This window comes from Pandoraea pnomenusa (genome assembly GCF_040391475.1).
GTDB classification, from domain to species: Bacteria; Pseudomonadota; Gammaproteobacteria; order Burkholderiales; family Burkholderiaceae; genus Pandoraea; species Pandoraea pnomenusa_C.
Genome location: NZ_JBEBXS010000001.1, coordinates 162,121 through 183,791, shown reverse-complemented (window position 1 = coordinate 183,791; position 21,671 = coordinate 162,121). Strand labels below are relative to the sequence as shown.

The window sequence follows — 21,671 nt, the reverse complement described above, 5'->3', positions numbered from 1 at the left end:
GCGCATGCGGGCGCCGTGCAGTGTCACCGCCTGATCCGAACCTTCCGGGAGTTACCGTGCAATACACGAAATTCGGCCGTACCGGCCTGAGCGTTTCCCGCCTGTGCCTGGGCACCATGACGTTCGGTCTGCAGACCGAAGAGGCCGCGAGCCACGCCATCCTCGACCGCACCACAGACGCGGGCGTCAATTTCATCGACATCGCCGACGTTTACCCGCTGGGTGCCGACACGTCGCTCGCCGGGCGCACCGAAGAGATCGTCGGCCGCTGGCTCAAGGGGCGTCGCGACAAGTTCATCGTGGCGACGAAGGCCTGTGGCCAGATGGGGCCGTCGCCGTGGGACAAGGGCGCTTCGCGCAAGCACCTGCTCAGCGCCATCGACGCATCGCTCGCCCGCCTGGGCACCGACTACGTCGATCTGTACCAACTCCATTCCGACGACACCGATACGCCGATCGACGAGACGCTCGAGGCACTCGACACCATCGTGAAGTCGGGCAAGGCGCGGTATGTCGGTGTGTCGAACTACCTGGCGTATCGTCTTGCGCGCGCCCTGGGTCGTGCGGACGTGCTGCGCGTGGCGCGTTTCGTGTCGGTACAGCCGCGCTACAACCTGCTGTTTCGTCAGATCGAACGCGAACTGCTGCCGCTCGCGAGCGAAGAAGGGCTGGCGGTCATTCCGTACAACCCGCTCGCCGGCGGGCTCCTGACAGGCAAGTACCGTCACGACGCCGCACCCAGCGAAGGACGTTTCACCGCGACCGTCGGCAAGGCGGGGGCGATGTACCAGCAGCGTTACTGGCATGAGCGCGAGTTCGAGACGATCGAGTCGCTCAAGGGCATTGCGAAGGATGCCGGCGAGTCGCTGACGCGTCTGTCGCTGGCCTGGGTGCTCTCGAACCCGGTCGTGACCTCGGCCATCATCGGTGCGAGCCGCGTGGAACAGCTCGACGAAACGCTCGGCACCATCGACTACACCCTCGACCCGGCGCTCAAGGCGAAGCTTGACGACGCCTCGCACGCCTATCGCTGGGGTGACGCCGCGCGGTAACGCCCGGAAGACTGATCTGCATCAGAGCCTGACGCGATGTCAGGCTTGATGGGTGGTCTTTGGCCACTATCGGGCGGTATAGTGGAAGGGTCGCGCTGGCAGTTCGTCAGTCGAAACAACGAGTTCGACGCGGCGCGCGCGACCTTCTGCCACTTTCCATGCGAGGCCGCCCATGACTAAACGCATCCTGCTGGCAACCGATGGTAGTGAATCGTCGCGACGAGCGCTGCGCGAGGCCGCTGCCTTTGCGCGCAACGGCGACCTGATCCGCGTGATTCATACCGTCGAAGATCCCGTGACGCTGCTCACGTCGGCATTCAGCAAGCTCATCGATCTGGAACAGGTGCGTCGCGACATGCAGCGCGAAGGCGAGGAGCATCTGGCACGCGCGGTGCTGTACTTGCGCGAGGAGGGGTTCGACGCACAGGCGCATCTGCTCGATCTGCGCACCACGGGCGAGACCGTCCCCGAAGCCATGACCCGCGAGGCGAACGAGTGGGGGGCCGACATCATCATCGTCGGCACGCATGGCCGTAGCGGGGTGAGTCGTGCCATGTTGGGCAGCGTCGCCGAACAGATTCTGCGCAGCGCCGAGGTGCCGGTGATGCTGGTCGCAGGTGAAGCGCGTCCCCATGAGCCACTGCGCGCCGGTGGGCATTACGCTCAGATTCTCGTTGCGCTCGACGACAGCGAAACCGCGCGCCGGGCGTTTGACTACGCGCTCGCGCTGGCGCGAACCCACGGGGCAACGTTACGCGTCGTTCACGTGCTGGACATGCCGGGGCCGTTTCTCGCGGGCTTCGACCCCGAGCCGATGCTCGACGCCGTCCGTGCCGTGGGCGAGCAGGTCCGCGCCTGGGCGACGCAGCGTCTGACGGAGGCGGGTGTGCCGGGGGAAGTGGAGATGCGCGAAATTCAGCCGGTGGGCGAGGGTGTCGCCGACCAGATCATTGCGGCAGGCAGGGATGCCGATGCCGACGTGATCGTGCTGGGAACGCACGGCAGGCGCGGTTTCCGTCGCTTTACGTTGGGTAGCGTGGCGGAGGACACGGCCCGTCATGCGGGCCGTCCGGTGCTGCTCTTGCCCGCCCACGCGCGTCACGCTTAGGCGGTGCAGACGGTCGCGCGGCGATATTCCGCGATGTGCCGGAACGGCGCCGGCGGCATCGCGGAGGTGCGGCGTGATTGACGTCGAGCGTGGTGTCGAGCGTGGTGTCGAACGTGACGTCGAACGCGTCAGGCAGCCGGGCCGAGTTCGGCGAGCAACGTCTTGAGCGGCGTGGCGGCGTCGGCCAGACGCGCCGGGTCGATCACTGCGCGGCGGCCGACCAGTTCGCGTGCCGCCATGAACTCCTGTGCACGGTTGATGCTGGCCGCAGCCACCACGGCGCCATCACGCAGATAGAACAGCATGAAGACGGGCGCACCCTGCGCGTCCGGCAAACGGCGCTCGACCACGGCGTCGTGACCGTCCGTCATCCCGACCATCTGCAACTTTGCGTTGAACTGATCCGACCAGAACCACGGTGCCGTGGCAACGGCTTTCGGGGCGTCGCCGTGAACGACGCTGGCGGCGACCTTGGCCATCTCGCTGGCGCTCGGCACCGATTCGAGACGGATGCGGCGGCCCAGTGCCGGATGTTCATGGTGTGCGCAGTCGCCCACTGCCAGAATCGCGGGGTCGCTGGTGCGCGCGAATTCGTCGACGACGATGCCGTTGTCCACGGTCAGACCTGCCGCCTGTGCGAGTTCTGCGTTCGGAATCAGGCCGATCCCCACGACCACGACATCGGCGGGCAAGCGCTTGTCGCCGGCGACGACGGCCACGACCTGACCGGAGGCGTCTTGCTCCAGCGCCGTGACACCGACACCGGTTTGCACGTCGACGCCGTTCTCACGATGCAGCGTGGCGAAAAAGCCGGCCAGGTCGGCCTCGGCAACGCGTGCGAGCAGGCGCGGTGCGGCTTCGAGCACCGTCACCGAGGTGCCTGCCTTGACGGCGCTGGCTGCCACTTCCAGACCAATGTAACCGCCACCGATCACGACGACGCGCTTGCCCGGCGTGAGGGCTTCGCGCAGACGCTGGGCGTCGGCGATGTTGCGCAGGTAATAGACGTTGGATGCGTCGCCGCCGGGCATCGGCAGCGGGCGCACGCGGCCGCCGAGGGCGAGGACGAGGTGGTCGTAGCCGAGCGTCTGGCCGTCGTCGAACGACACGGTGCGCGCGGCGCGGTCGACGGCGGTGGCCGTCACGCCGAGGCGCACGTCGATCTCGGCCTTCTCCCAGGCGTCGGCCGGGCGGATCAGCAGGCTGGCTTCGTCGGCCTGACCGGCGAGAAAGGCCTTGGAGAGCGGCGGACGGCGATACGGCAGATGCGTTTCGCTGCCGGCCAGAACGATGCGGCCGGTGTAGCCGAGTTGACGCAGCGCGAGGGCGGTTTCGCCGCCGGCCTGACCGGCGCCGAGGATGACGGTGGTGGAAGTAGCTTCGGACATGAACGTGTAGGGCGTAGGAATTCGGCCGCCAGTGTAATGCATTGCGGGGTCGCCGGCGTCCCGGATACCGCGAAGCGGCGACCGAACCCGGCGTTCGGCGACCCCGAAATTCCGACTTTTTTCTTCGGACTACGACTTTAGTCCAATGTGCTGATGCCGCGTCGCCGATAGCCTGCCCCCATCGACAAATCAAAGAAATCGGGGGCTGCGCGTGAATCACGTCTATCGAGTGGTATGGAACACGAGTCTGGGGCTGTTTCAGGTCGTGTCGGAGTCGGGACGCTCGCGCACCCGGGGCGCTGGCCGCCGCACCAGACGCGCGGCGATGGCTGCGGCCATTTTGATCGGTGCAGTCGCTGGGGTGACGGAAGCGAGCGCACAGGCCGCAGGTGGTGACGGTGGCGCCGGGACGGGGGGCAGTCCTTCGGCGGCAGGTGGCGCGGGGGCGAGCGGGACAACGCAAAACGGTGGCAACGGGCAGAGCAGCGCGCTCGATCCGTCGACGAACAACGGCGGCGCGGGCGGTGGCGGAGGGCGCAACGGCGGTAATGGCGGCGCGGGCGGAGGTGATTCGCTCGGCAATGCTGGCGGCGCCGGCGGTGTGGCGGGGTCATCGAACATCAACGGTGGCGACGGCACCGGCAATGCGGGCGGCGGGGGCGGTGCTTCCGCAGGCTATGGTGTGGACGGCATCCTGGACCCCACCACGGCCGTGTTGATGTATGGCCCGAGCGGCGGGAATGGTGGAGCAGGCGGCATCACGGGACCTGGAGCAGGCGGTGGCGGCGGAGGTGGTGGAGCGGGGGGAACCGCGATCAGGGTGACGGGCGATCTTCAGCCAACCAACTGGTTTGCCGGGGTGGGTGGTGATGGCGGTGCAGGAGGCAGCGGTGGGACTGGCGGTAGCGGAGGCGACGGTGGCGACGGCATATTCATCGATGGCGCTTTCCGATTGGACATGTCCACGGCGAACACTGTTTCTGCGGCCGTTGGAGGACTAGGGGGGGATGCGGGTGGGGGCCTCGTGCAGGGGATTGCCGGCGGGGGAGGCGCGGGAATTCGCGGTGCTGACGGCATTTCCGTTGTCCTTGGCGCTGTAAGCCTCGTGATGGGCGGGAGTGGCGGCAACGGCGCGACCGGAGGCAACGCGGACAACGGCCGCGGCGGGGCGGGAGGTCGTGGTATTGATTTGGGAAGCGGCGCTCAGCTGACACTTCCTGGCACGGTAACGGGTGGCAACGGAGGAATTGGGGCCGACGGCATGGCGGGCTCGATTTCTGGCGCGGGCAGTCGCGATGGGAGCGTTGCGTCGCAAGGCGGCAACGGAGGCGATGGTGTGCGAGTCGGGGATACGAGTGTCGTTTCGACCGGAAGCAGTGCAGGCACCATTTCGGGCGGCAACGGCGGCGCAGGCGGTCAGGGTGGGGCGGGCGCGGACGTTGGGGTTTCGATCGGGGGCACGGGTGAGAGAAGCGGGTTGGGGGCAGGCGGCGGCGCGGGCGGGAATGGTGGCCTCGGACTTGCCGCCGGAAGCGGCCCGATAGTCACTGTGGAAGACGGCACCGGGAACGGCGGCGTCATCACCGGTGGCGCGGGAGGGGATGGCGGGGTGGGCGGAACGGGAGGGTACAACCTCATATCGTTCGATACGACCGGCGCATCCGGTGGCGATATCGGCGACGGTGGCGTTGGCGGCACGGCAGGCGTCGGGGGTAACGGTGGCGCAGGGGGGGCAGGTGCGCAGGTAGGGGCCGGCGCATTGGTCACGAACGGATCAGGAAAGATCATGGGGGGCGCAGGCGGACGCGGGGGAAACGGCGGCCTGGGCGGCCTGGGGGTGATTTTTCTGACCGACGCGATTGGGTCCGTGATCGAATTAGAAGGCACGATTGGGGACAGCGGCGCTGGCGGCGACGGCGGTGCCGGCGGTGCGGGATTGATTGCCGGGGCAAACACCACGATTGCGAATCGTCAGCAGATTTCGGGCGGTATGGGGGGAAGCGGAGGCGCCGGCGAAAATGGTGTGCCGGGAGGGACGATTTTCGGCAACGGTCAGGGCATCACGGGAGGGAAGGGTGGCGCCGGAGGTCGCGGCGGTTCGGGGGCGGCGGGCGTGCTGGTCGTCGACGTCGACACGTCCATCTTCAACGAAGGGACGATCTCCGGAGGGCTAGGCGGCGAGGGGGGAAAGGGGGGCGACAGTGGCAATGGCGCAACGCTTGCCACCAGCGGACGGGCGGGCGCCGGCGGCACGGGAGGGGCAGGTGGCACCGCCATCGTGGCGGGCGCGGGTACGACCATTACCAATGTCGGAAGCGGTGTCCTTGGGGCACCAGGGGCGTTGGTTGGCGGTAACGGTGGCATGGGAGGGAGCGCAGGGAGTAACACGCTCGTCAACACAGGAGGCGGTGCCGGCGCGGGCGGGCTCGGTGGCGCCGGTGTCGACCTTTCCGGGCTGGGCGCCGTACTGACCAACAGCGGCAGCATCACGGGGGGCACTGGGGGGCGAGGCGGTATCGGCGATGCCGGTTTCCCCGGATTGGTTGGCGACGGCGGCAACGGCGGGAGCGGCGTCATCCTTTCGAACCGCGCGAGCGCGACCAACTACGGCATGATCTTCGGCGGCGACGGGGGGGCAGACGGCACGACACCTACCACCATCGTCTATTCAGGACATGGCGGGACGGGCGGAGACGGCGTCACGCTCCTCACAGGGGCGACACTGACGAACCAAGGCATCGTCAAAGGCGGCAATGGATCGGAGAATCTCGGCGTCCTTTTTCTGGACGGTACCGGGGGCGTGGGCGCGCGCGTGAGCTCGGGCGCAACGCTTGTCAATGGCAGCAGCGGAACCGTTCAAGCGGGCGAGAGCCACAAGGCCGACGGCGCCGCAGGCGTGGTAGTGGGACAGGGCGGCACGGTGACCAACGCCGGGCAAATCCTTGGGGCAAGCGGGGGCAACGGGCAGGGCACCGTCACGGCTGGCGGTGTCGGTTTGCTCGCCACCGGGGGCGCGACCATCAATCTGAGCGGCACCATTGTCGGTGGCACCGACTTTTCCGGCAGCACCCGCGCCAGCGCGATATCGATGACCGGGGGTGGCAACGCGCTCGTCCTCCAGACCGGCTACACGCTGGTTGGCAACGCGGTCAGTCATAGCGGCGCGGCGAGTCCCGACATACTTGCGCTTGGCGGAACGACCAACGATTCCTTCGACGTCTCGCAGATTGGCAGCACGTTCATCGGATTCGGCGCGTATGCGAAGCGCGACAGCAACGTCTGGACACTCACGGGCACGTCCACCGGTGTCACGCCATGGTCCGTCGATGCCGGCGTTCTGGCGGTGAGTCAGGACGCCAGTCTCGGCGCAAGCGCAGGCGCGCTCACGCTCAACGGCGGCGCGTTTCATGTGACGAGCACCGCTTACGCGTCGACATCGCGTCCTATCGTGCTCGGCACAAACGGCGGGGAGATCAACATCGAAGCCGCCTCGAATGCGTTCACCGTGAACGGGACGATGTCCGGCAGCGGCAGCGTCGCGAAGGCCGGGCCGGGCACGCTGGTCCTGGCGGCCCAAAACACCTATACCGGCGCCACGCGTGTGAACGAAGGCACGCTGCGGCTCACGCCCAACGCGTCGATTGCGAGTTCGTCGGGCGTGGCGGTCGCGTCGGGCGCGCTGTTCGATGTCTCGACGGCGGGTGCGCAGACGGTCGGCACGCTCGGTGGCTCGGGCAGCGTACTGCTTGGTGCGACGACACTGACGTCGGACTCCGCGCTCGATAGTGTTTTCTCCGGCACCCTTTCCGGGAGCGGCGGGCTGACGAAGTCAGGCACGGGCATGCTGATCCTCAATGGCATCAACACGTACACGGGCCTGACGAGCGTGAACGGCGGGACGCTCGAAGTCGGCGATCTGAACACGCCGACGGCGCGACTCGCGGGTGACGTCCAAGTGAATGCCGCCGGTACCTTGCGAGGTCACGGCACGGTTGCCGGGAGCGTGCGCAACGATGGCACCGTGCGTCCCGGCGGCTCCATCGGCACGCTCACGATCAACGGCAACTACACGCAGTCGCCGTCGGCCACGCTGATGTTCGACATCAGTCCGACGTCGGCGTCGCAACTGATCGTCAACGGCACGGCCACGCTGGCGGGCACGATTCAGGTGCTGTTCGGCCCCGGCACGTATTCGGCGGCGACGTACCGACTTATCGCGGCCAACTCGGTCGCGGGTACGTTCTCGAATGTCGTGTCGAACGCGCCGTCAGGCATTGCGCTAGACATCAGCACACTGACCGACGGCGTGGTGGCGTCGCTGACAGGCAACGGCACGGTCGGCGGCGTTGTCGTCGCGCCGACCAACGCAACGCTTTTCGGCGCGCTGGCGGGGTCGGCGATGCGCGAAACGCAGCGAACCAACGAGACGTTGCTTGCGCGTCTGGGCAATGCATGCGACATGTCGACGACGGCGCGAGCCGATTGCGCAGGGCCCGACACCGCGGGCTGGATGCAACTCACCGGCCAGAAGGCACGCACGGACAGCGAGAACGGCATTCCTTCCTACGACAGCCGCACGTTCGGCTTCCTTGCCGGTCTGGAACACCGCGCTGGCGACTGGACGGTCGGCGCTGCGGCGGGCTACACGCATGTCGATGTGTCGGAGTCGACCGGAACGAAGGGAACCGTCGACGCGATTCGCCTTGCCGGGTACGGCGGCCGCTGGTTTGGGCCGGTCAACGTCGGAGCAACGGCAGGCTATGCCTACGATTTCCTCTCGACGGCGCGCAGCTTCGGCACGCTCGGCAAAGCGCAGGCCGACGGTCACGCACAGGAGTTCCACGCAGGACTGCAGGCGAGCCTGCCTCTGACGGTCGGACCGGTTGTCGTCACGCCGCGCGCGGGTGCACGATACGCGTATTACGGTGGTCAGAGTCTCTCGGAGACGGGGCCGACGAGCCAGAACCTTGGCGTCGGCAACATTAGTCTGCGCAGTCTGCAACCGTACGTCGGACTGTCGATCGGGTTGCCGCTGGCTTCCCCCTCGGCACGCCCGGCCATGATCGAAGCGCGCGTCGGATTCGCCTACGAGACGATGAGCACCGATCGCAACGTCGCCGTGACTGCGGCAGACGGTACCGGCTTCGTCATCGCGGGGATCGCGCCTTCGCGGGCCATGCTGACGGTCGGCGCCGGTGCAAAGCTTCCGCTCACGAAGGCACTCGATCTCGATCTGAGTGTCGACGCCTTGGTCGGTACCGGCAACACGTCGGCGCAGGCTGCGCGCGTTGGCCTGAGTTATCGCTTTTGACGAGTGTTGTAGCAGGTAAAACCTTCGTCGCAAAGCTTTGTGCCGAGCATCCATACGGGTTCCGGGGCGATTCGGCCCCGGCTCGCATGACGATCCGGATTCAGGAGTAGAGTCAATTCGTCGCGCATTATTGCCGCCGATGAAGGAGACACCATGTCCTGGACCAAAGAACAGAAGCATGTGGTAACGGCAAGTTATCTTGGGTGGACGCTCGACGCGTTCGATTTCTTCCTGATGGTGTTCGTGCTCAAGGACATCGCGAAGGAGTTCAATACCGAGCTGGGCAGCGTGGCGTTTGCGTTGCTGCTCACGCTGGCGATGCGCCCGGTCGGGGCGTTCGTCTTCGGGCGGCTCGGCGACAAGTTCGGGCGACGGCCCGCGATGATGGCGAGCGTGCTGCTCTACGCGCTGCTCGAACTGGCCTCGGGCTTCGCCCCGAGTCTGACGGTGCTGCTGATCCTGCGCGCGCTCTTCGGTATCGCGATGGGCGGCGAGTGGGGGGTGGGCGCGGCGCTCACGATGGAGAGCGTGCCGACGCACTCGCGCGGTATCGTCTCCGGGCTGCTGCAGGCGGGCTACCCGAGCGGCTACCTGCTGGCATCCGTCGTGTACGGCCTCTTCTACGAGAGCCTCGGCTGGCGGGGCATGTTCTTCGTGGGGGTCTTGCCGGCGTTGCTGGTCTTCTACATCCGGCGACACGTGCCGGAGTCGCCCGCGTGGCAAAAGGGCGATGCCACGAGCGCAGCACCGCGCGCCAACTTCCTTCAGGTCCTCTCGCGTGACTGGAAGCTCGCGCTGTACGCCATCGTGCTGATGACGGCGTTCAACTTCTTCTCTCATGGCACGCAGGACCTGTACCCGACATTCCTGCAGGTGCAGCATCAGTTCGCGCCGCATACGGTCAGCTGGATTGCGATTACCTACAACATCGGCGCCATCATCGGTGGGCTGTTCTTCGGTGCGATCTCCGAGAAGATCGGCCGACGTCGGGCCATCATCATCGCCGCGTTGATCGCCTTGCCTGTTCTGCCGTTGTGGGCGTTCTCGAGTGGTGCAGTGTTACTGGCGGTTGGCGCGTTCCTGATGCAGATCTCGGTGCAAGGCGCCTGGGGCGTAATCCCGGCTCACCTCAACGAGCTGTCGCCCGACGAGATTCGCGCCACCTTTCCGGGGCTCGTCTATCAACTCGGCAATCTGTTCGCTTCGGTGAACGCAAACTTGCAGACCATGATCGCGAAAGCGCACGACGGCAACTTCGGGCTGGCGATGGCGCTCGTCGCCGGGACGGTGGCTGTTGTGATTGCGGTGATGGTCTACTTCGGACGCGAACGTCGCGGTGTGGTGCTGCACACCGGCGCGGCCTTGCCGTCGGGGGAGGCGAAGAACAGCATGGCGACCTGATTGAGCAGTGCTGGGCCGAATGCGTCCCCGCCGACTTGCGGTGCGATCAGTTGCATCAGCACCGGCGAGCCGGGCGGGGGATGCAGCGCATGCACCAGCAGGCAGAAGTACATGGCGGGATGTTCGGCGCGCACGACGCCCGTCTCCATACCCTGCACGATCAGCGGCTCCATGCAGTCGTACACCGGCATGACCAGATGCCGGTGAAGAATCGCGCCGCGCTCGCCGGTCTCCGACGCGTGCTGGGCGATGAACTGCTTGTGTTCCGGATGACTCACTGCGTGCGCGGCGATGATCGCGATGGCTTCCTTCAGGCGGTCGGTGACCGGGCGGGACGTGTCGAGCGAGAGCGCCCGCAAACGCTCGCCCGGCTCGGCGAGGGCCGCTTCGAGCGTGTCGACGCACGCGCGCCACAGTTGTTCCTTGGAGCCAAAATGCACGCGCACGAGGCTCGCGTCGACCTTCGCCGTACGGGCGATGCCGCGCAGGTTGGCCCCGTCGTAACCGTGTTGCGAGAAGGCGTGGATGGCTGCGCTCAGCAGCGCCGCGCGGCCATCGGGAAGGTGTTTGGGGCGTCGACCCCGGGTAATCGGTGTGGCAGTCATCGTCTGGCGACATCTTGCGCGGGGCGAGCCACCGGTGCGAGCGCGGCGTCCGGCGTCTGACCGGGGTTCCCGGTGTCGGGCGTTCCGGACTGGGCTGCACCGTTGGCGGCGGGTTCCTGCGGCACCCCCATCGCGTAAAACAGTAGCGCAGTATCCGACAAACGCGCGCCGGTTGCACGCACTGTCGTCAGATAGGCGTTCCAGTACTGTTGCTCACGTCCGCGTGCTGCCGACGCGGGGAGCGCCCCCAGACGCACGCGTGCCGCCGTGTCCCGGTAGATCTGCTCGGCGGCGGCGCTGGCGTTGTCCGCGTGCAGCAGCGAAGTGTTGTCCGCCTCCAGCGAAGCCAGCGTGTCCGCCACGTTCTTGAACGCGGTCAATACAGTCTGCTTGTACTGATCGACGGACGCCTCGTAGGTCGCCATCGCCGCGCGCCGCTGCGCAAGCAACGCGCCGCCGTGGAAGATCGGCTGGGAGATCGATGCTGCAATGCTCCACAACGATCCGGCGTTCGACATGACCGTCGGCCAGTTGAAGCCGCCTTTGCCCATCGATGCCGTCAGCGACAGGCTCGGGAACATTTGCGCGGTGGCGACGCCGACCTCGGCCGATGCCGCCTTGAGCGCCATCTCCGCCGCCTGAATGTCCGGGCGCGTTTGCAGCAATGTCGAAGGCACCACGACCGGCAGTCGCTCCGGCACCTTCAGTTCGCCGAGCGAGAGGTCGTCGGGTGCCTGATCTGGCGTGCGGCCGAGCAGCACGGCCAGCGCATGACGCGTCGATTGCCATTGCGCGCGCAGCCCCGGCAACGAGGCGGCGAGCGATTCGGCCGTTTGTGCGGATGCCAGCGCATCGGCACGCGACACGGCGCCGAGTGCTTCGCGCCGTGCCATCTCCGTGGCATCGGTCTGCGCGAGTGTCACGAGCCGCTCGGTCGCCTTGACCTGTGCACCGAGCACCGATGCACTGATGGCACCGGAGACGATGTTCGCCGCCAGCGCCTGACGCGCCGACGCGAGCTGGAACGCCTGCTGATCGACCTGTGCCGCGAGCGACGCATTGGCGAAGCGCGATGCCCCGAAGAAGTCGAACGTGTAGCGCGCCTGGATCTGTCCCACGAACATGTTGTACAGCGCGGTCGGCGGCCCGAAGGTCGGAATGCCGAGATTGCGCTCGCGTGCGGCTTCGCCGCCGATGTCGATGGACGGGAAGAGCGACGAGCCGACCTGTGCCTTCAACTGCTCGCGGGCGGCTTGCAATGCGTGATCGGCCGACGAGAGGTTCGGGCTGTTGCGCAGCCCCTCGTCGACGAGCGCGTCGAGTTTGTCGGACCGATAGGCCGACCACCATGCCTTGACGGGCGCGGCGCCGACGTCGAACTGCTGAGACGCCCCCTGTGCGCTCACCGTACGCGCCGGCACGGCATCGACGCCGTAGTGCGCGGGCGAGGGCATCGCGGGCGGCTTGTCGCCCGGCGTGAACGAACAGGCGCCGAGCCAGAACGGCAGGACCGGCAGGAGCGGGGCCCAGCGGCGCAGGGTGAGACGCGAAGTCATGATGGGTCTCCTTGCGGGGTGCCGGACGGCGTTGCGGGCGTACCGGTTGCGCCAGGGGCGCCGGGTGTATTCGTGCCATGCGACGCACGCTCGTCGTGCCGCACGCGGAATGCCGTGGCGTACAACGCGGGCAGGAAGAACACGGTCAGGATGGTCGCGCTCGTGATGCCGCCCATCAGCGCCGTGGCCATCGGGCCGAAGAAGTTGCTGCGCAGCAGCGGGATCAGCGCGAGCACGGCGGCCGCGGCTGTCAGCGTGATCGGTCGGAAGCGCCGCACCGTGGCGCTCACGATCGCATCGAAACGCGGGTGCCCGGCCGAGACATCCTGCTCGATCTGATCGACCAGAATCACCGAGTTGCGCATGATGATGCCGAACATGGCAATCACGCCGAGCATCGCCACGAAGCCGAACGGTTTGCCGAAAAGCAGCAATGTGGCCACGACACCGATCATGCCCAGCGGGGCGGTGAGCACCACCAGCATGGTGCGCGCAAAGCTCTGCAACTGGATCATCAGCAGCGTGAGCACGGCAATGATCATGATCGGCATCTGCGCGTTGATCGACGCCTGTCCCTTGGCCGACTCTTCCACCGATCCGCCGATCTCGATGCGGTAGCCGACCGGCAGTGCCTTGCGAATATCGCCGAGCTTCCTGTAGACGGCGTCGGTCACGTCGATCCCTTGCTTGCCGGCGCGCACGTCCGAGCGCACGGTGATCGTCGGCTGACGATCGCGCTCCCAGATCACGCCGTACTCGAGTTTATTGACCACACGACCGAGCGTGGCGAGCGGCACGGGGCCGTTCGGCGTGGGCATCGCCAGCGTGGCGATCTTCGCCGGATCGACACGCTCTGCCTTCGGCGCCCGCATCGTAATCGAGATCAGCTTGTCGCGCTCGCGGTACTGGCTGATGTCGTAGCCGGTGAGTGACATGGCGATGAAGTTCGAGATGTCCGCCGAACTCACGCCCAGCGCGCGCGCCTTCTGTTGATCCACTTCGAAGCGAACGGAGCGTTGCGACGGCTCGTCCCAATCGAACTGCACGTCGACGGTGTTGCCGTTGGCGCGCATGACGTCGGCCACCTGTTCGGAGATCTTGCGCACCGTGCCGATGTCGTCGCCGCTCACGCGGAACTGCACCGGGAAACCGACCGGCGGTCCGTTTTCCAGCCGCGACAGGCGCGTGCGCACGCCGGGCATGGTCTCGCGCAGTTTCGGTTCAAGCCACTGCGCAAGGGCCTCGCGATCTTCCACCGACCTGGTCGTGACGACCAGTTGGGCGAAGTTCGGCGTGGGCAGTTGCTGGTCGAGCGGCAGATAGAAGCGCGGCGCGCCCGTGCCGACGAAGCTCACGGTGTGATTGATTTCCTTGCGGCCTTCGAGCAATTTCTCGAGGCGCTGCGTCTCGCGCAGTGTGGCCTGATACGACGCGCCTTCCTGCAAGCGCAGATCCACCATCAATTCCGGACGGTCGGAGCTCGGGAAGAACTGCTGCGGGATGAGCGAGAAACCGGCCATCGCAATCAGGAACAGCACCACCGTGATGGCGAGCACCACGATCTTGCGCTCGATGCACCACGTCAGCCAGCCGCGCAGGCGGTTATAGAACTTGGTGTCGTAGACCTCGTGTTCGTGATCGTCGCCGTGATGCGCTTCGCGCGGGCGCTCGGGCAACATCTTGTAGCCGAGCAGCGGAATGAGCACGACGGCCGCAAGCCACGACGCGAGCAGCGCGATGGCCGAGACTTCGAAGATCGAACGGGTGTACTCGCCGGTGCTCGATCTGGCCAGTGCGATGGGCAGGAAGCCCGAGACGGTGACGAGCGTGCCGGTGAGCATCGGGAACGCCGTGCTGGTATAGGCGAAGGCGGCGGCGCGTTTGCGATCCCAGCCTTGCGCGAGTTTCACGGCCATCATCTCGACGGCGATGATGGCGTCGTCGACCAGCAGGCCGAGCGCCAGGATAAGCGTGCCGAGCGAGACCTTGTGCAACCCGATGTCGAAGATGTACATGAACAGCGAGGTGACGGCGAGCACGACCGGAATCGAAATCACCACCACCATGCCCGTGCGGAACCCCAGCGACACGAGACTGACGATCAGCACGATCGCCACCGCTTCGGCCACGGCTTCGAGGAAGTCGTCGACCGAGTGCGACACCGACTGCGACATGCTGGCCACTTCGGTGAGCGTCAGGCCGGCCGGCAACTGGGCACGCAATTCGCCCATCGTGTTGGTGAGTGCGCGGCCGAGGTGAATGACGTCCTGCCCCTTCTGCATGGTGATGCCGATGCCGAGCACGGGCTTGCCGCCAAATCGCATTTCCGAAACGGGCGGATCGACGTAACCGCGCTTGATCGTGGCAATGTCGCCGAGGCGGAAGGTGCGGTTGTTCACGCGGATGAGCGTGTCGGCGAGCTCGTCGACGCTGCGGAACTGACCGCTGGGGCGCACGACCAGACGGTCGTTGGGCGTGTCGATGGTGCCGGCAGGCGAGACGGCGTTCTGGCCGTTCACGGCCTGCGCGATGTCGTTCGGCGAAATGCCCAGGCGCGTGAGTTGCGTGTTGCTGATCTCGACGTAGACACGCTGATCCTGATCGCCGAAGTAGTCGACCTTCGCCACGCCGGGCACGCGCAGCAACACCGTGCGCAAGGCGTCGGCGTAGTCGCGCAGTTGCGCCGGTCCGAAGCCGTCGCCCTCGAGCGTGAAGATGTGCGTGTAGACGTCGCCGAACTCGTCGTTGAAGAACGGTCCCTGCACGCCGGGTGGCAACGTATAGGCGATGTCGCCGACCTTCTTGCGAACCTGATACCACTCCTCCGGCACTTCGCTGGCGGGTGCGGAATCCTTCATCGAAAAGAACAGGAGCGATTCACCGGGGCGCGAGTAGCTGCGCTGGAAGTCGATCGACGGCATTTCCTGCAACTTGCGCGCGATCCGGTCGGTCACCTGCTCCTGCACCTGTTTGGCGGTCGCCCCCGGCCAGAAGGTGCGGATCACCATCACGCGGAACGTGAACGGCGGGTCTTCCGACTGGGCGAGGCGCGAGTACGCGAGGATGCCGAAAATCGTCGCCATCGCGATCAGGAAGACCACGAGCGAGCGATGCCGCAGGGCCCACGCGGAGAGGTTGAAGCGCCCCTCTTCGTGACGGTAGTCCTGCGGCTCGGCGGCGGGGGCTGGCGGTGTCGTCTGGGGCACGGGCGGCTTCCCGTCCTGCGTGCTCATGACGCGAAGTCCTCGGGGTGGAGCGGGGCGATGACCCGGACTTTTTCGCCGGCGGTCACCGTATGCACGCCTTGCCAGACGATTCGCTCGCCCGGCGAAATACCGCCCGCGACCGTGACCGTGCGCTCGCCATAGCGGGCGATCTGCACGCGGCGAAGGGCCAGCGTGTCGTCTGGCTTGACGACCCACACGGCCGGTTGGTTGCCATCGTGGAAGAGTGCGGTCGACGGCAGCGTGATCGGTTGCGTCGCCTGGCCTGCCGCGCCTGCTGCGGAAGCGGCTGACGCCGTGACCGGTGCAGCGAACGGCTGGGCGAAGGCGACATTCGCCGTCATGCCGAGTTTGACGTCAGGGCCGGGCGAGAGAAGCGTGAGTCTGGCGCGATACGTCCGGCTCTGCGGATCGGCCGCAGGCGAGATCTCGCGCACGCGGGCCTGCCACGTTTTGCCCGCCAGCGCGGGGAGCGTGACACTCGCGGTCTGTCCGATCCGAAACGCGCCAAGCGCGACTTCGGGCACATCGGCGATCACGTCGACATCGCCCGTCCAGGCCAGTTGGTAGACCGGTTGTCCGGCGTTCACGTTCTGCCCGGTATCGGCCTGCTCGGCCGTGATCACGCCGTCGCGGATGGCCGTCAGATTGCCGTAGCTCAACTGATTGCCGGCCAGCGCGGCCTGCTCGTTCGCCTGATTGCGTTGCGCGAGGGCGCTCGCGTAGGCGTTCTCCGATTGCTCGAGTTGTGCGGGCGCAATCAGACTCTCACGCGCCTGCGCGCGATCCCGGGTGACGGTTTGCGTCGCATAGTCGAGCTGATGCTGGGCAGCGTCGAGTTGTGCGCGGGCGCTGGCGGCATTCTTCGAGAGGTCCGCCGGATCGAGTCGTGCGACGACTTGCCCGGCCTTCACCGCATCGCCGAGCCGGACGGAACGCTCGATGATCTTGCCCCCGACACGGAACGACAGCGGCGTGGTGTAACGCGCCTCGATCTGGGCCGGCAGCGACGCGATGGGCGCCTGATCCGTGAGCTTGGCGGCCACGGCGACGACCGGCCGGGGGGGCGCTTCCGGCGGGGCTTTGCGGGAGCAGGCGGTGAGGGCGGCGGCGGCAATGGCCGTGGTGGCGATCGCCAGCGCGAGCCGGCGGCGGCGTGGTGCGGTATCGATATGAGAAGGCATCATGCGCTCGTGGCTCACAAGGTGAGGAATTAAATCTACGGGCGATGATATATGGATTGCAGATGCGCCGCAACGGGCGTCACGCCGTTTTCACAGGGGCCTGTGACTATCGATAGGGGCGTGTCATTGGATTGTTGTGAAGTCCCCGGCAAACGCCGACCGGCGAAATGTTTTGGAGTACGATGACTCGATCGGGAAATATTGTCACATCCGAGGAACATTACCATGTGGTTGGGGTCGCACTCGGGCCAGTTGCAACGACTGGCGGCATCAAAGCCATGACACCCGGCAGCACATGACCGGCGCCCAAACGCCGGCGAGAGACATTTCCGAAGGCGAGGCTTGACCGGCATCAAGCGAAGGTCATGCCAGGGTGTCGAATGGGGCGGCGAGTCTACGGTTCGGGACTATGCTGGATGTATCCGAAGTTTAACGATCGACGTTAACCAGAGACGGATAGCCATGACAACACGAATTGCTTTGGTCACAGGCGGCATGGGCGGTTTGGGCGAGGCGATCAGCCTGCGCCTTGCCGATGCCGGGTACCGCGTGGCGGTCACCTGTTCCCCGCAGAATCACGATTGCGAAGCCTGGGTCGAACGCATGCGCGAAACGGGGCGCGAATTCGCCGCCTATCGTGTCGATGTTGCCGATTTCGCGTCGTGCGAAGCGTGTGCGAAGGCCGTCGAATCCGACACCGGTCCGGTGGACATTCTCATCAATAACGCGGGGATTACGCGCGACGCGACAATGCGCAAGATGACGGCTGAAGACTGGCAGTCGGTATTGCGCACGAATCTCGATAGCGTTTTCAACATGACCCGGCCGATCTTCGGCGGCATGGTGGCGCGCGGCTGGGGCCGCATCGTCAACATCTCGTCGGTCAACGGCAGCCGTGGCGCCTTCGGGCAGGCGAACTACGCGGCATCGAAGGCGGGCATGCATGGCTTCACGAAAGCCCTTGCACTGGAAGTCGCCAAGTCGGGTGTCACGGTCAATACGATCTCGCCGGGCTATCTCGCCACGAAGATGGTCACGGCAGTTCCCCAGGAAGTGCTCGAATCGCGCATTCTTCCGCAGATTCCGGTCGGACGGCTCGGCCGTCCCGATGAGGTGGCAGCGCTCGTCGCCTTTCTCGCGTCGGACGATGCCGGGTTCATCACCGGCAGCAATATCGCCATCAACGGCGGCATGCACATGGAGTAACGCGCAGCGACACATCGGCAACTCATTACTGACTCAGGAGATTCACAATGGCAAAGGAAACGAACCCCGCACTGGCATTGGTCAAACTCGGTACCGCGAGTGCGTTGGGGGCATACGGCATTGCGCTCGAAGCGGCGCAACGCATGCATCAACTGCAAGTCGAGCGCGATACGGAATTGCTCAAGACGCATTCGGAAGCCGCCAAGTCGCTGGGTGCCGCGAAGGATTTCAACGCGTTGTTCACGACGCATCTGCAACTGCTCAACGGGCAGCTTGCCCAGCAAAACGAGTTCTGGCGCGAATGGCTTGCCGTGTGTGCGAACAATCAGATGTTGTGGGCGGAGCACTGCCGCAAGACGGGCGAGGAACTCCAGCATGGCATGGCGGGCGCGATGACGATGCCCGACCTGATGAGTGCCGGCACAGCAGCGGGCGACGCCGCGAAGGCTGCCGAAGCCCCGCTGCAGAAGTGGTTCCAGGCGTTCAACGACGCCACGCAGGGCACGATGGATGCCTGGCGCCGGATGTCGACGGAAGCCGCGCAGGCCACCGAGGCGGCCGTATCACAGCAGTCGCCGCTCAACGGCCGCGTGCCGCCCAAGCGCGGTGGCGCACACGCTCATCGCTCCAGCACGTAATCGCCGGGGGCATCTCCCAGCGACTTCGCTGGCGGCCAGGGGGCGGTGACGGATTGGCCGCTGCCCTGCGCCAATAGCCAGGCTTGCCAGGCTGGCCACCATGAGCTTGCCATGGCGGGTGTGGCGGCGAACCACTCGTCCGGATCTCGATACGGCGCGCCAGCGGGGCGCGCCGCAACGCGATGATGACTGCGGGCGTGGCCCGGTTCACACACCACCCCCACGTTGTGCCCCCCCGAGACGAGGGCGAACGTCAGATCGCCGTTGTAGAGCAGGTGCATCTTGTAGACGGAACGCCACGGCGAGATGTGATCGCGCTCGGTCGCCACGACAAACACCGGCACGCGAATGTCAGAGAGCGCAACTGGCTGGCCGTCGACCTTCAGCGTGCCGGTCGCGAGCGCATTGTCCAGATACAACTCACGCAGGCATTGACTGTGAAGCCGTGCCGGAATGCGCGTGGTGTCCGCGTTCCAGACAGTGAAATCGGCAGTTTGTGCGGGTTTGCCGAGCAGGTAATCGCGCATGAGGCGCGACCAGATCAGATCGCGAGAATTGAGTAACTGGAATGTGCCCGCGAGTTGCTCGCCGCTGATGTATCCCTGTCGCCACATCATCGCCTCCAGATAGGCCACCTGACTGGCGTCGATGAACAATCCCAGCTCTCCCGGTTCGCTGAAGTCGGTTTGCGCGGCGAGTAATGTCACGCTGGCGAGCGGGCGGGCGTCGTCCCCGCGACCGTTGCGTCGCGCGAGGGTGGCCGCCGCGATGGCCAGCAGCGTACCGCCAAGGCAGTAGCCACAAGCATGTACGGGCACGTTGCCGGTCAAGCGTTGCACCTCCCGCAACGCCGTGAGCAGTCCCGATTCGAGGTAGTCGTCGAGTCCGAGATCGCGCGCTTCCGGGCCCGGGTTGTGCCACGAGATCATGAAGACGGTATGCCCCTGCGCCACCAGATACCGCACCAGGGAATGCTGCGCTTCGAGATCGAGGATGTAGTACTTGAGCAGCCACGACGGCACGATCAGCACCGGTTCGCGCCACGTCTGCGGTTGGGACGGCGCGTATTGCAGCAGTTCGAAGCAGGCATTCCGAAAGACGACCTTGCCTGGCGTTGCCGCGATCTCGTGGCCCACGCGGAACGCCTTGCACGCGTCTGGCCCCGCGCCCGGCGCGTTGCCGGCGGCCATGTCCTGCAAGTCCGACCAGAAGCGTTGCGCACCCTTGAGCAGGTTCTCCCCGTTCGACTCGCGGATGGCGGCGAGCACCTCAGGGTTCAGGCACCACAGATTGCTGGGCGAGAACATGTCGAGCCATTGGCGCGCCATGAACCGGACCACATCGCGATGATGCGGATCGACCCCGGGAATCTCGCCCGTCATCTCGTCGACGAAGTGCTGGGTGCGAAGGAACCTCGCCCGCCACCAGGAAAACGGCGGCTTGTCCCACGCCGGATCGCGAAAGCGCCGGTCGATGTCGGGTGGACCGCTCGGCTGCGTCGGCTGGGTGGCGTCCGGTTTGTCGATGGCGGCAAACGCTTTCAGAACGTTGAGTTGATGGCCGGGTGCGGTCGCCGCATGCATGGCCCAGTCGGCCCAGGCCAACGCGACAGCCGCGGGTGAGACGTTGCCGGTGAAGCGGGCCGTCGTGGCCATCGCCGCGCGGTCGAGGTGCTCGGTGAAGGTCGGGGCCGAAGCAGGTTCGGAGGGCGCGGCCTCGGGGGGAACGGGGGGTGTCGCGTGAGCGGGCGCTGGCCCGGGCGGTGTGGCGCGGCGTGTGCGAGAGCCCGCGGTCTTCGAAGCACCTCTGGCGCGCGATGCGACCGTGGATGACGTCGACGACTCGGGAGAGACTGACTTCGGGGAGGTCGACGGGGACGTCTTGGCACTGCGAGCAGGCATGGCGGACTCCGTTCCGATGGTCAGCGGCACACGCGTTCGCGCATGCGGCGCTGGCAACGAGGGCTGGCGGCAACGCGTATCGACGCCGCGTACGGTGACGTCAATGCAGGTGGCGGAATGCGAATCTTGCGAACATGAGATCCAATATAACGCAGACCACGTATGACTTCCGTGATCTGCGACAAGTTGCATCGGGGGGCGCCGGCGATCGACGTCGGCGGGTCATGCGACGGCGGCGGGGCTTACCGCGCGGGGGACGGGGCAGGGGGCGTGGAGAGCGGCGCGGTTGCCGGGACAGCGGGCGTGGGCACAGGCTTGCGTGCGTGCCAACTGAGGCGACGGAACGGTTGCTCGCGGCCCGACAGGGTAAGGGCGATGTGCGTGATCCAGCGTTGCGTGGGCACGCGCTCGCCGTGCAACCACATGACGAGCACGAACAGGCTCGCGGCCATCGGCAGTGTCTTGAGATTGGGGGCGTCGTCGTGTCGGGTGAACCACGCGAACGCCGCCCAGATGGTAAAGCCGACGACGCAGCCTGCCACCGTCTCCGAAATCGAGTGGGCCGAGAGCGCGACACGCGAAACGCCGACGGCCACGCTGCCCGCCATCGCGAGCGCCATGCCCAGCACGCGCCACGGCCACGCGACCCGGCGCAGCAGCAGCCAGGCGATGACCGGGTACACGGTGGCGGCGAGCATCGTGTGGCCGCTCACACCGGTGAAGTCGAGTTCGCGCACACCCATGCCCCAGCCGAGGAACATGACCTTGGAGGCGGCAACGACCAGCGCCCCCGCGCCGAACAGGACGCCCCAGGTGAGCGCCATGCGCCAGGCGCGAGCCGAGAGTAACCAGAGCGTGAGGGCCGCAGCGGCGGGCACCGTGACGGCGGCACCGCCGAAGTTGGTAATAGTGATCCAGGAGCTTGACATGACGACCGAGAAACGGCCCGGCGGCTGGCGCGTTGGGCGAAAGCAGTATCTTACGCGTGCAGGCGTCGCATGAACACGCCGTGAGTACCGGCGCACGCGGACTCATGGCGTCGGACAGCGCTTGTGAGCGTTCGTTCGATGCACGGCAGGGGGCAAGGGACACGAACG

13 protein-coding genes are annotated in these 21,671 nt (G+C 66.3%); 6 read left to right on the top strand and 7 right to left on the bottom strand.

The features are described from left to right. Window positions 1–56: 56 nt before the first annotated feature. Together ABWO90_RS00750 and ABWO90_RS00745 are read left to right on the top strand one after the other, a co-directional pair. Window positions 57–1,052 (top strand): aldo/keto reductase, encoded by a 996-nt coding sequence (locus ABWO90_RS00750; protein ID WP_353189286.1) that lies wholly within the window; start codon window positions 57–59, stop codon window positions 1,050–1,052. 172 nt (window positions 1,053–1,224) lie between these two features. Then, complete coding sequence (locus ABWO90_RS00745; protein ID WP_353189285.1) at window positions 1,225–2,160, top strand: universal stress protein; 936 nt, start codon at window positions 1,225–1,227, stop codon at window positions 2,158–2,160. 128 nt (window positions 2,161–2,288) lie between these two features. Here the strand turns inward: ABWO90_RS00745 and ABWO90_RS00740 are convergent, their stop codons facing one another. Beyond that, window positions 2,289–3,548: an NAD(P)/FAD-dependent oxidoreductase gene (locus tag ABWO90_RS00740; RefSeq protein ID WP_353189284.1), complete on the bottom strand. Its 1,260-nt coding sequence runs from the start codon at window positions 3,546–3,548 to the stop codon at window positions 2,289–2,291. A 211-nt stretch (window positions 3,549–3,759) separates the two neighbouring features. Here ABWO90_RS00740 and ABWO90_RS00735 point away from each other — a divergent pair, with 211 nt between their 5' ends. Continuing rightward, window positions 3,760–8,859: an ESPR-type extended signal peptide-containing protein gene (locus ABWO90_RS00735; RefSeq protein ID WP_353189283.1), complete on the top strand. Its 5,100-nt coding sequence runs from the start codon at window positions 3,760–3,762 to the stop codon at window positions 8,857–8,859. 153 nt (window positions 8,860–9,012) lie between these two features. Beyond that, window positions 9,013–10,260 (top strand): MFS transporter, encoded by a 1,248-nt coding sequence (locus ABWO90_RS00730; protein ID WP_353189282.1) that lies wholly within the window; start codon window positions 9,013–9,015, stop codon window positions 10,258–10,260. Here the strand turns inward: ABWO90_RS00730 and ABWO90_RS00725 are convergent. The 4 genes from ABWO90_RS00725 to ABWO90_RS00710 are packed head-to-tail and all read right to left on the bottom strand — an operon-like array spanning window position 10,173 to window position 16,829. After that, on the bottom strand, window positions 10,173–10,865 hold the full coding sequence (locus ABWO90_RS00725) for a TetR/AcrR family transcriptional regulator (RefSeq protein ID WP_353189281.1): 693 nt from the start codon (window positions 10,863–10,865) through the stop codon (window positions 10,173–10,175). The two genes, ABWO90_RS00730 and ABWO90_RS00725, sit on opposite strands and share 88 nt — an antisense overlap. After that, window positions 10,862–12,421 (bottom strand): efflux transporter outer membrane subunit, encoded by a 1,560-nt coding sequence (locus ABWO90_RS00720; RefSeq protein WP_353189280.1) that lies wholly within the window; start codon window positions 12,419–12,421, stop codon window positions 10,862–10,864. Before ABWO90_RS00720 ends, ABWO90_RS00725 begins: the two co-directional genes overlap by 4 nt. After that, entirely contained in the window at window positions 12,418–15,654 is a 3,237-nt protein-coding gene (locus tag ABWO90_RS00715; protein WP_353189279.1) for an efflux RND transporter permease subunit, read from the bottom strand. The genes ABWO90_RS00720 and ABWO90_RS00715 overlap by 4 nt, the downstream gene beginning before the upstream one ends. Beyond that, window positions 15,651–16,829 (bottom strand): efflux RND transporter periplasmic adaptor subunit, encoded by a 1,179-nt coding sequence (locus ABWO90_RS00710; RefSeq protein WP_353189657.1) that lies wholly within the window; start codon window positions 16,827–16,829, stop codon window positions 15,651–15,653. Before ABWO90_RS00710 ends, ABWO90_RS00715 begins: the two co-directional genes overlap by 4 nt. A gap of 462 nt (window positions 16,830–17,291) precedes the next feature. Between ABWO90_RS00710 and phbB the strand changes: the two genes are divergently transcribed. Both phbB and ABWO90_RS00700 read left to right on the top strand, forming a co-directional pair. Further along, window positions 17,292–18,035 carry an acetoacetyl-CoA reductase gene (gene phbB, locus ABWO90_RS00705; RefSeq protein WP_353189278.1) on the top strand — a complete coding sequence of 248 codons (744 nt, stop codon included), beginning with the start codon at window positions 17,292–17,294 and terminating at the stop codon, window positions 18,033–18,035. Between the two features lie 47 nt (window positions 18,036–18,082). Further along, window positions 18,083–18,673, top strand: coding sequence for a hypothetical protein (locus ABWO90_RS00700; RefSeq protein WP_353189277.1), 591 nt, complete (start codon window positions 18,083–18,085; stop codon window positions 18,671–18,673). Here ABWO90_RS00700 and ABWO90_RS00695 read toward each other — a convergent pair. Together ABWO90_RS00695 and ABWO90_RS00690 are read right to left on the bottom strand one after the other, a co-directional pair. Then, window positions 18,655–20,328, bottom strand: a complete 1,674-nt coding sequence (locus tag ABWO90_RS00695; RefSeq protein WP_502922516.1) for a PHA/PHB synthase family protein — start codon at window positions 20,326–20,328, stop codon at window positions 18,655–18,657. The genes ABWO90_RS00700 and ABWO90_RS00695 overlap by 19 nt on opposite strands. A gap of 488 nt (window positions 20,329–20,816) precedes the next feature. After that, the gene (locus ABWO90_RS00690; RefSeq protein ID WP_353189275.1) at window positions 20,817–21,503 is read right to left on the bottom strand and encodes a phosphatase PAP2 family protein; all 687 of its coding nucleotides are present in this window, start codon (window positions 21,501–21,503) and stop codon (window positions 20,817–20,819) included. Window positions 21,504–21,671: the final 168 nt, after the last annotated feature.

Excerpts from the sequence above, each read along its gene's own strand:
- ABWO90_RS00695 (WP_502922516.1), bottom strand. The coding sequence starts at position 20,328 with ATGGCCACGACGGCCCGCTTCACCGGCAACGTCTCACCCGCGGCTGTC.
- phbB (WP_353189278.1), top strand. The coding sequence starts at position 17,292 with ATGACAACACGAATTGCTTTGGTCACAGGCGGCATGGGCGGTTTGGGC.
- ABWO90_RS00690 (WP_353189275.1), bottom strand. The coding sequence starts at position 21,503 with ATGTCAAGCTCCTGGATCACTATTACCAACTTCGGCGGTGCCGCCGTC.
- ABWO90_RS00745 (WP_353189285.1), top strand. The coding sequence starts at position 1,225 with ATGACTAAACGCATCCTGCTGGCAACCGATGGTAGTGAATCGTCGCGA.
- ABWO90_RS00730 (WP_353189282.1), top strand. The coding sequence starts at position 9,013 with ATGTCCTGGACCAAAGAACAGAAGCATGTGGTAACGGCAAGTTATCTT.
- ABWO90_RS00725 (WP_353189281.1), bottom strand. The coding sequence starts at position 10,865 with ATGACTGCCACACCGATTACCCGGGGTCGACGCCCCAAACACCTTCCC.
- ABWO90_RS00715 (WP_353189279.1), bottom strand. The coding sequence starts at position 15,654 with ATGAGCACGCAGGACGGGAAGCCGCCCGTGCCCCAGACGACACCGCCA.
- ABWO90_RS00740 (WP_353189284.1), bottom strand. The coding sequence starts at position 3,548 with ATGTCCGAAGCTACTTCCACCACCGTCATCCTCGGCGCCGGTCAGGCC.
- ABWO90_RS00700 (WP_353189277.1), top strand. The coding sequence starts at position 18,083 with ATGGCAAAGGAAACGAACCCCGCACTGGCATTGGTCAAACTCGGTACC.
- ABWO90_RS00710 (WP_353189657.1), bottom strand. The coding sequence starts at position 16,829 with ATGCCTTCTCATATCGATACCGCACCACGCCGCCGCCGGCTCGCGCTG.
- ABWO90_RS00720 (WP_353189280.1), bottom strand. The coding sequence starts at position 12,421 with ATGACTTCGCGTCTCACCCTGCGCCGCTGGGCCCCGCTCCTGCCGGTC.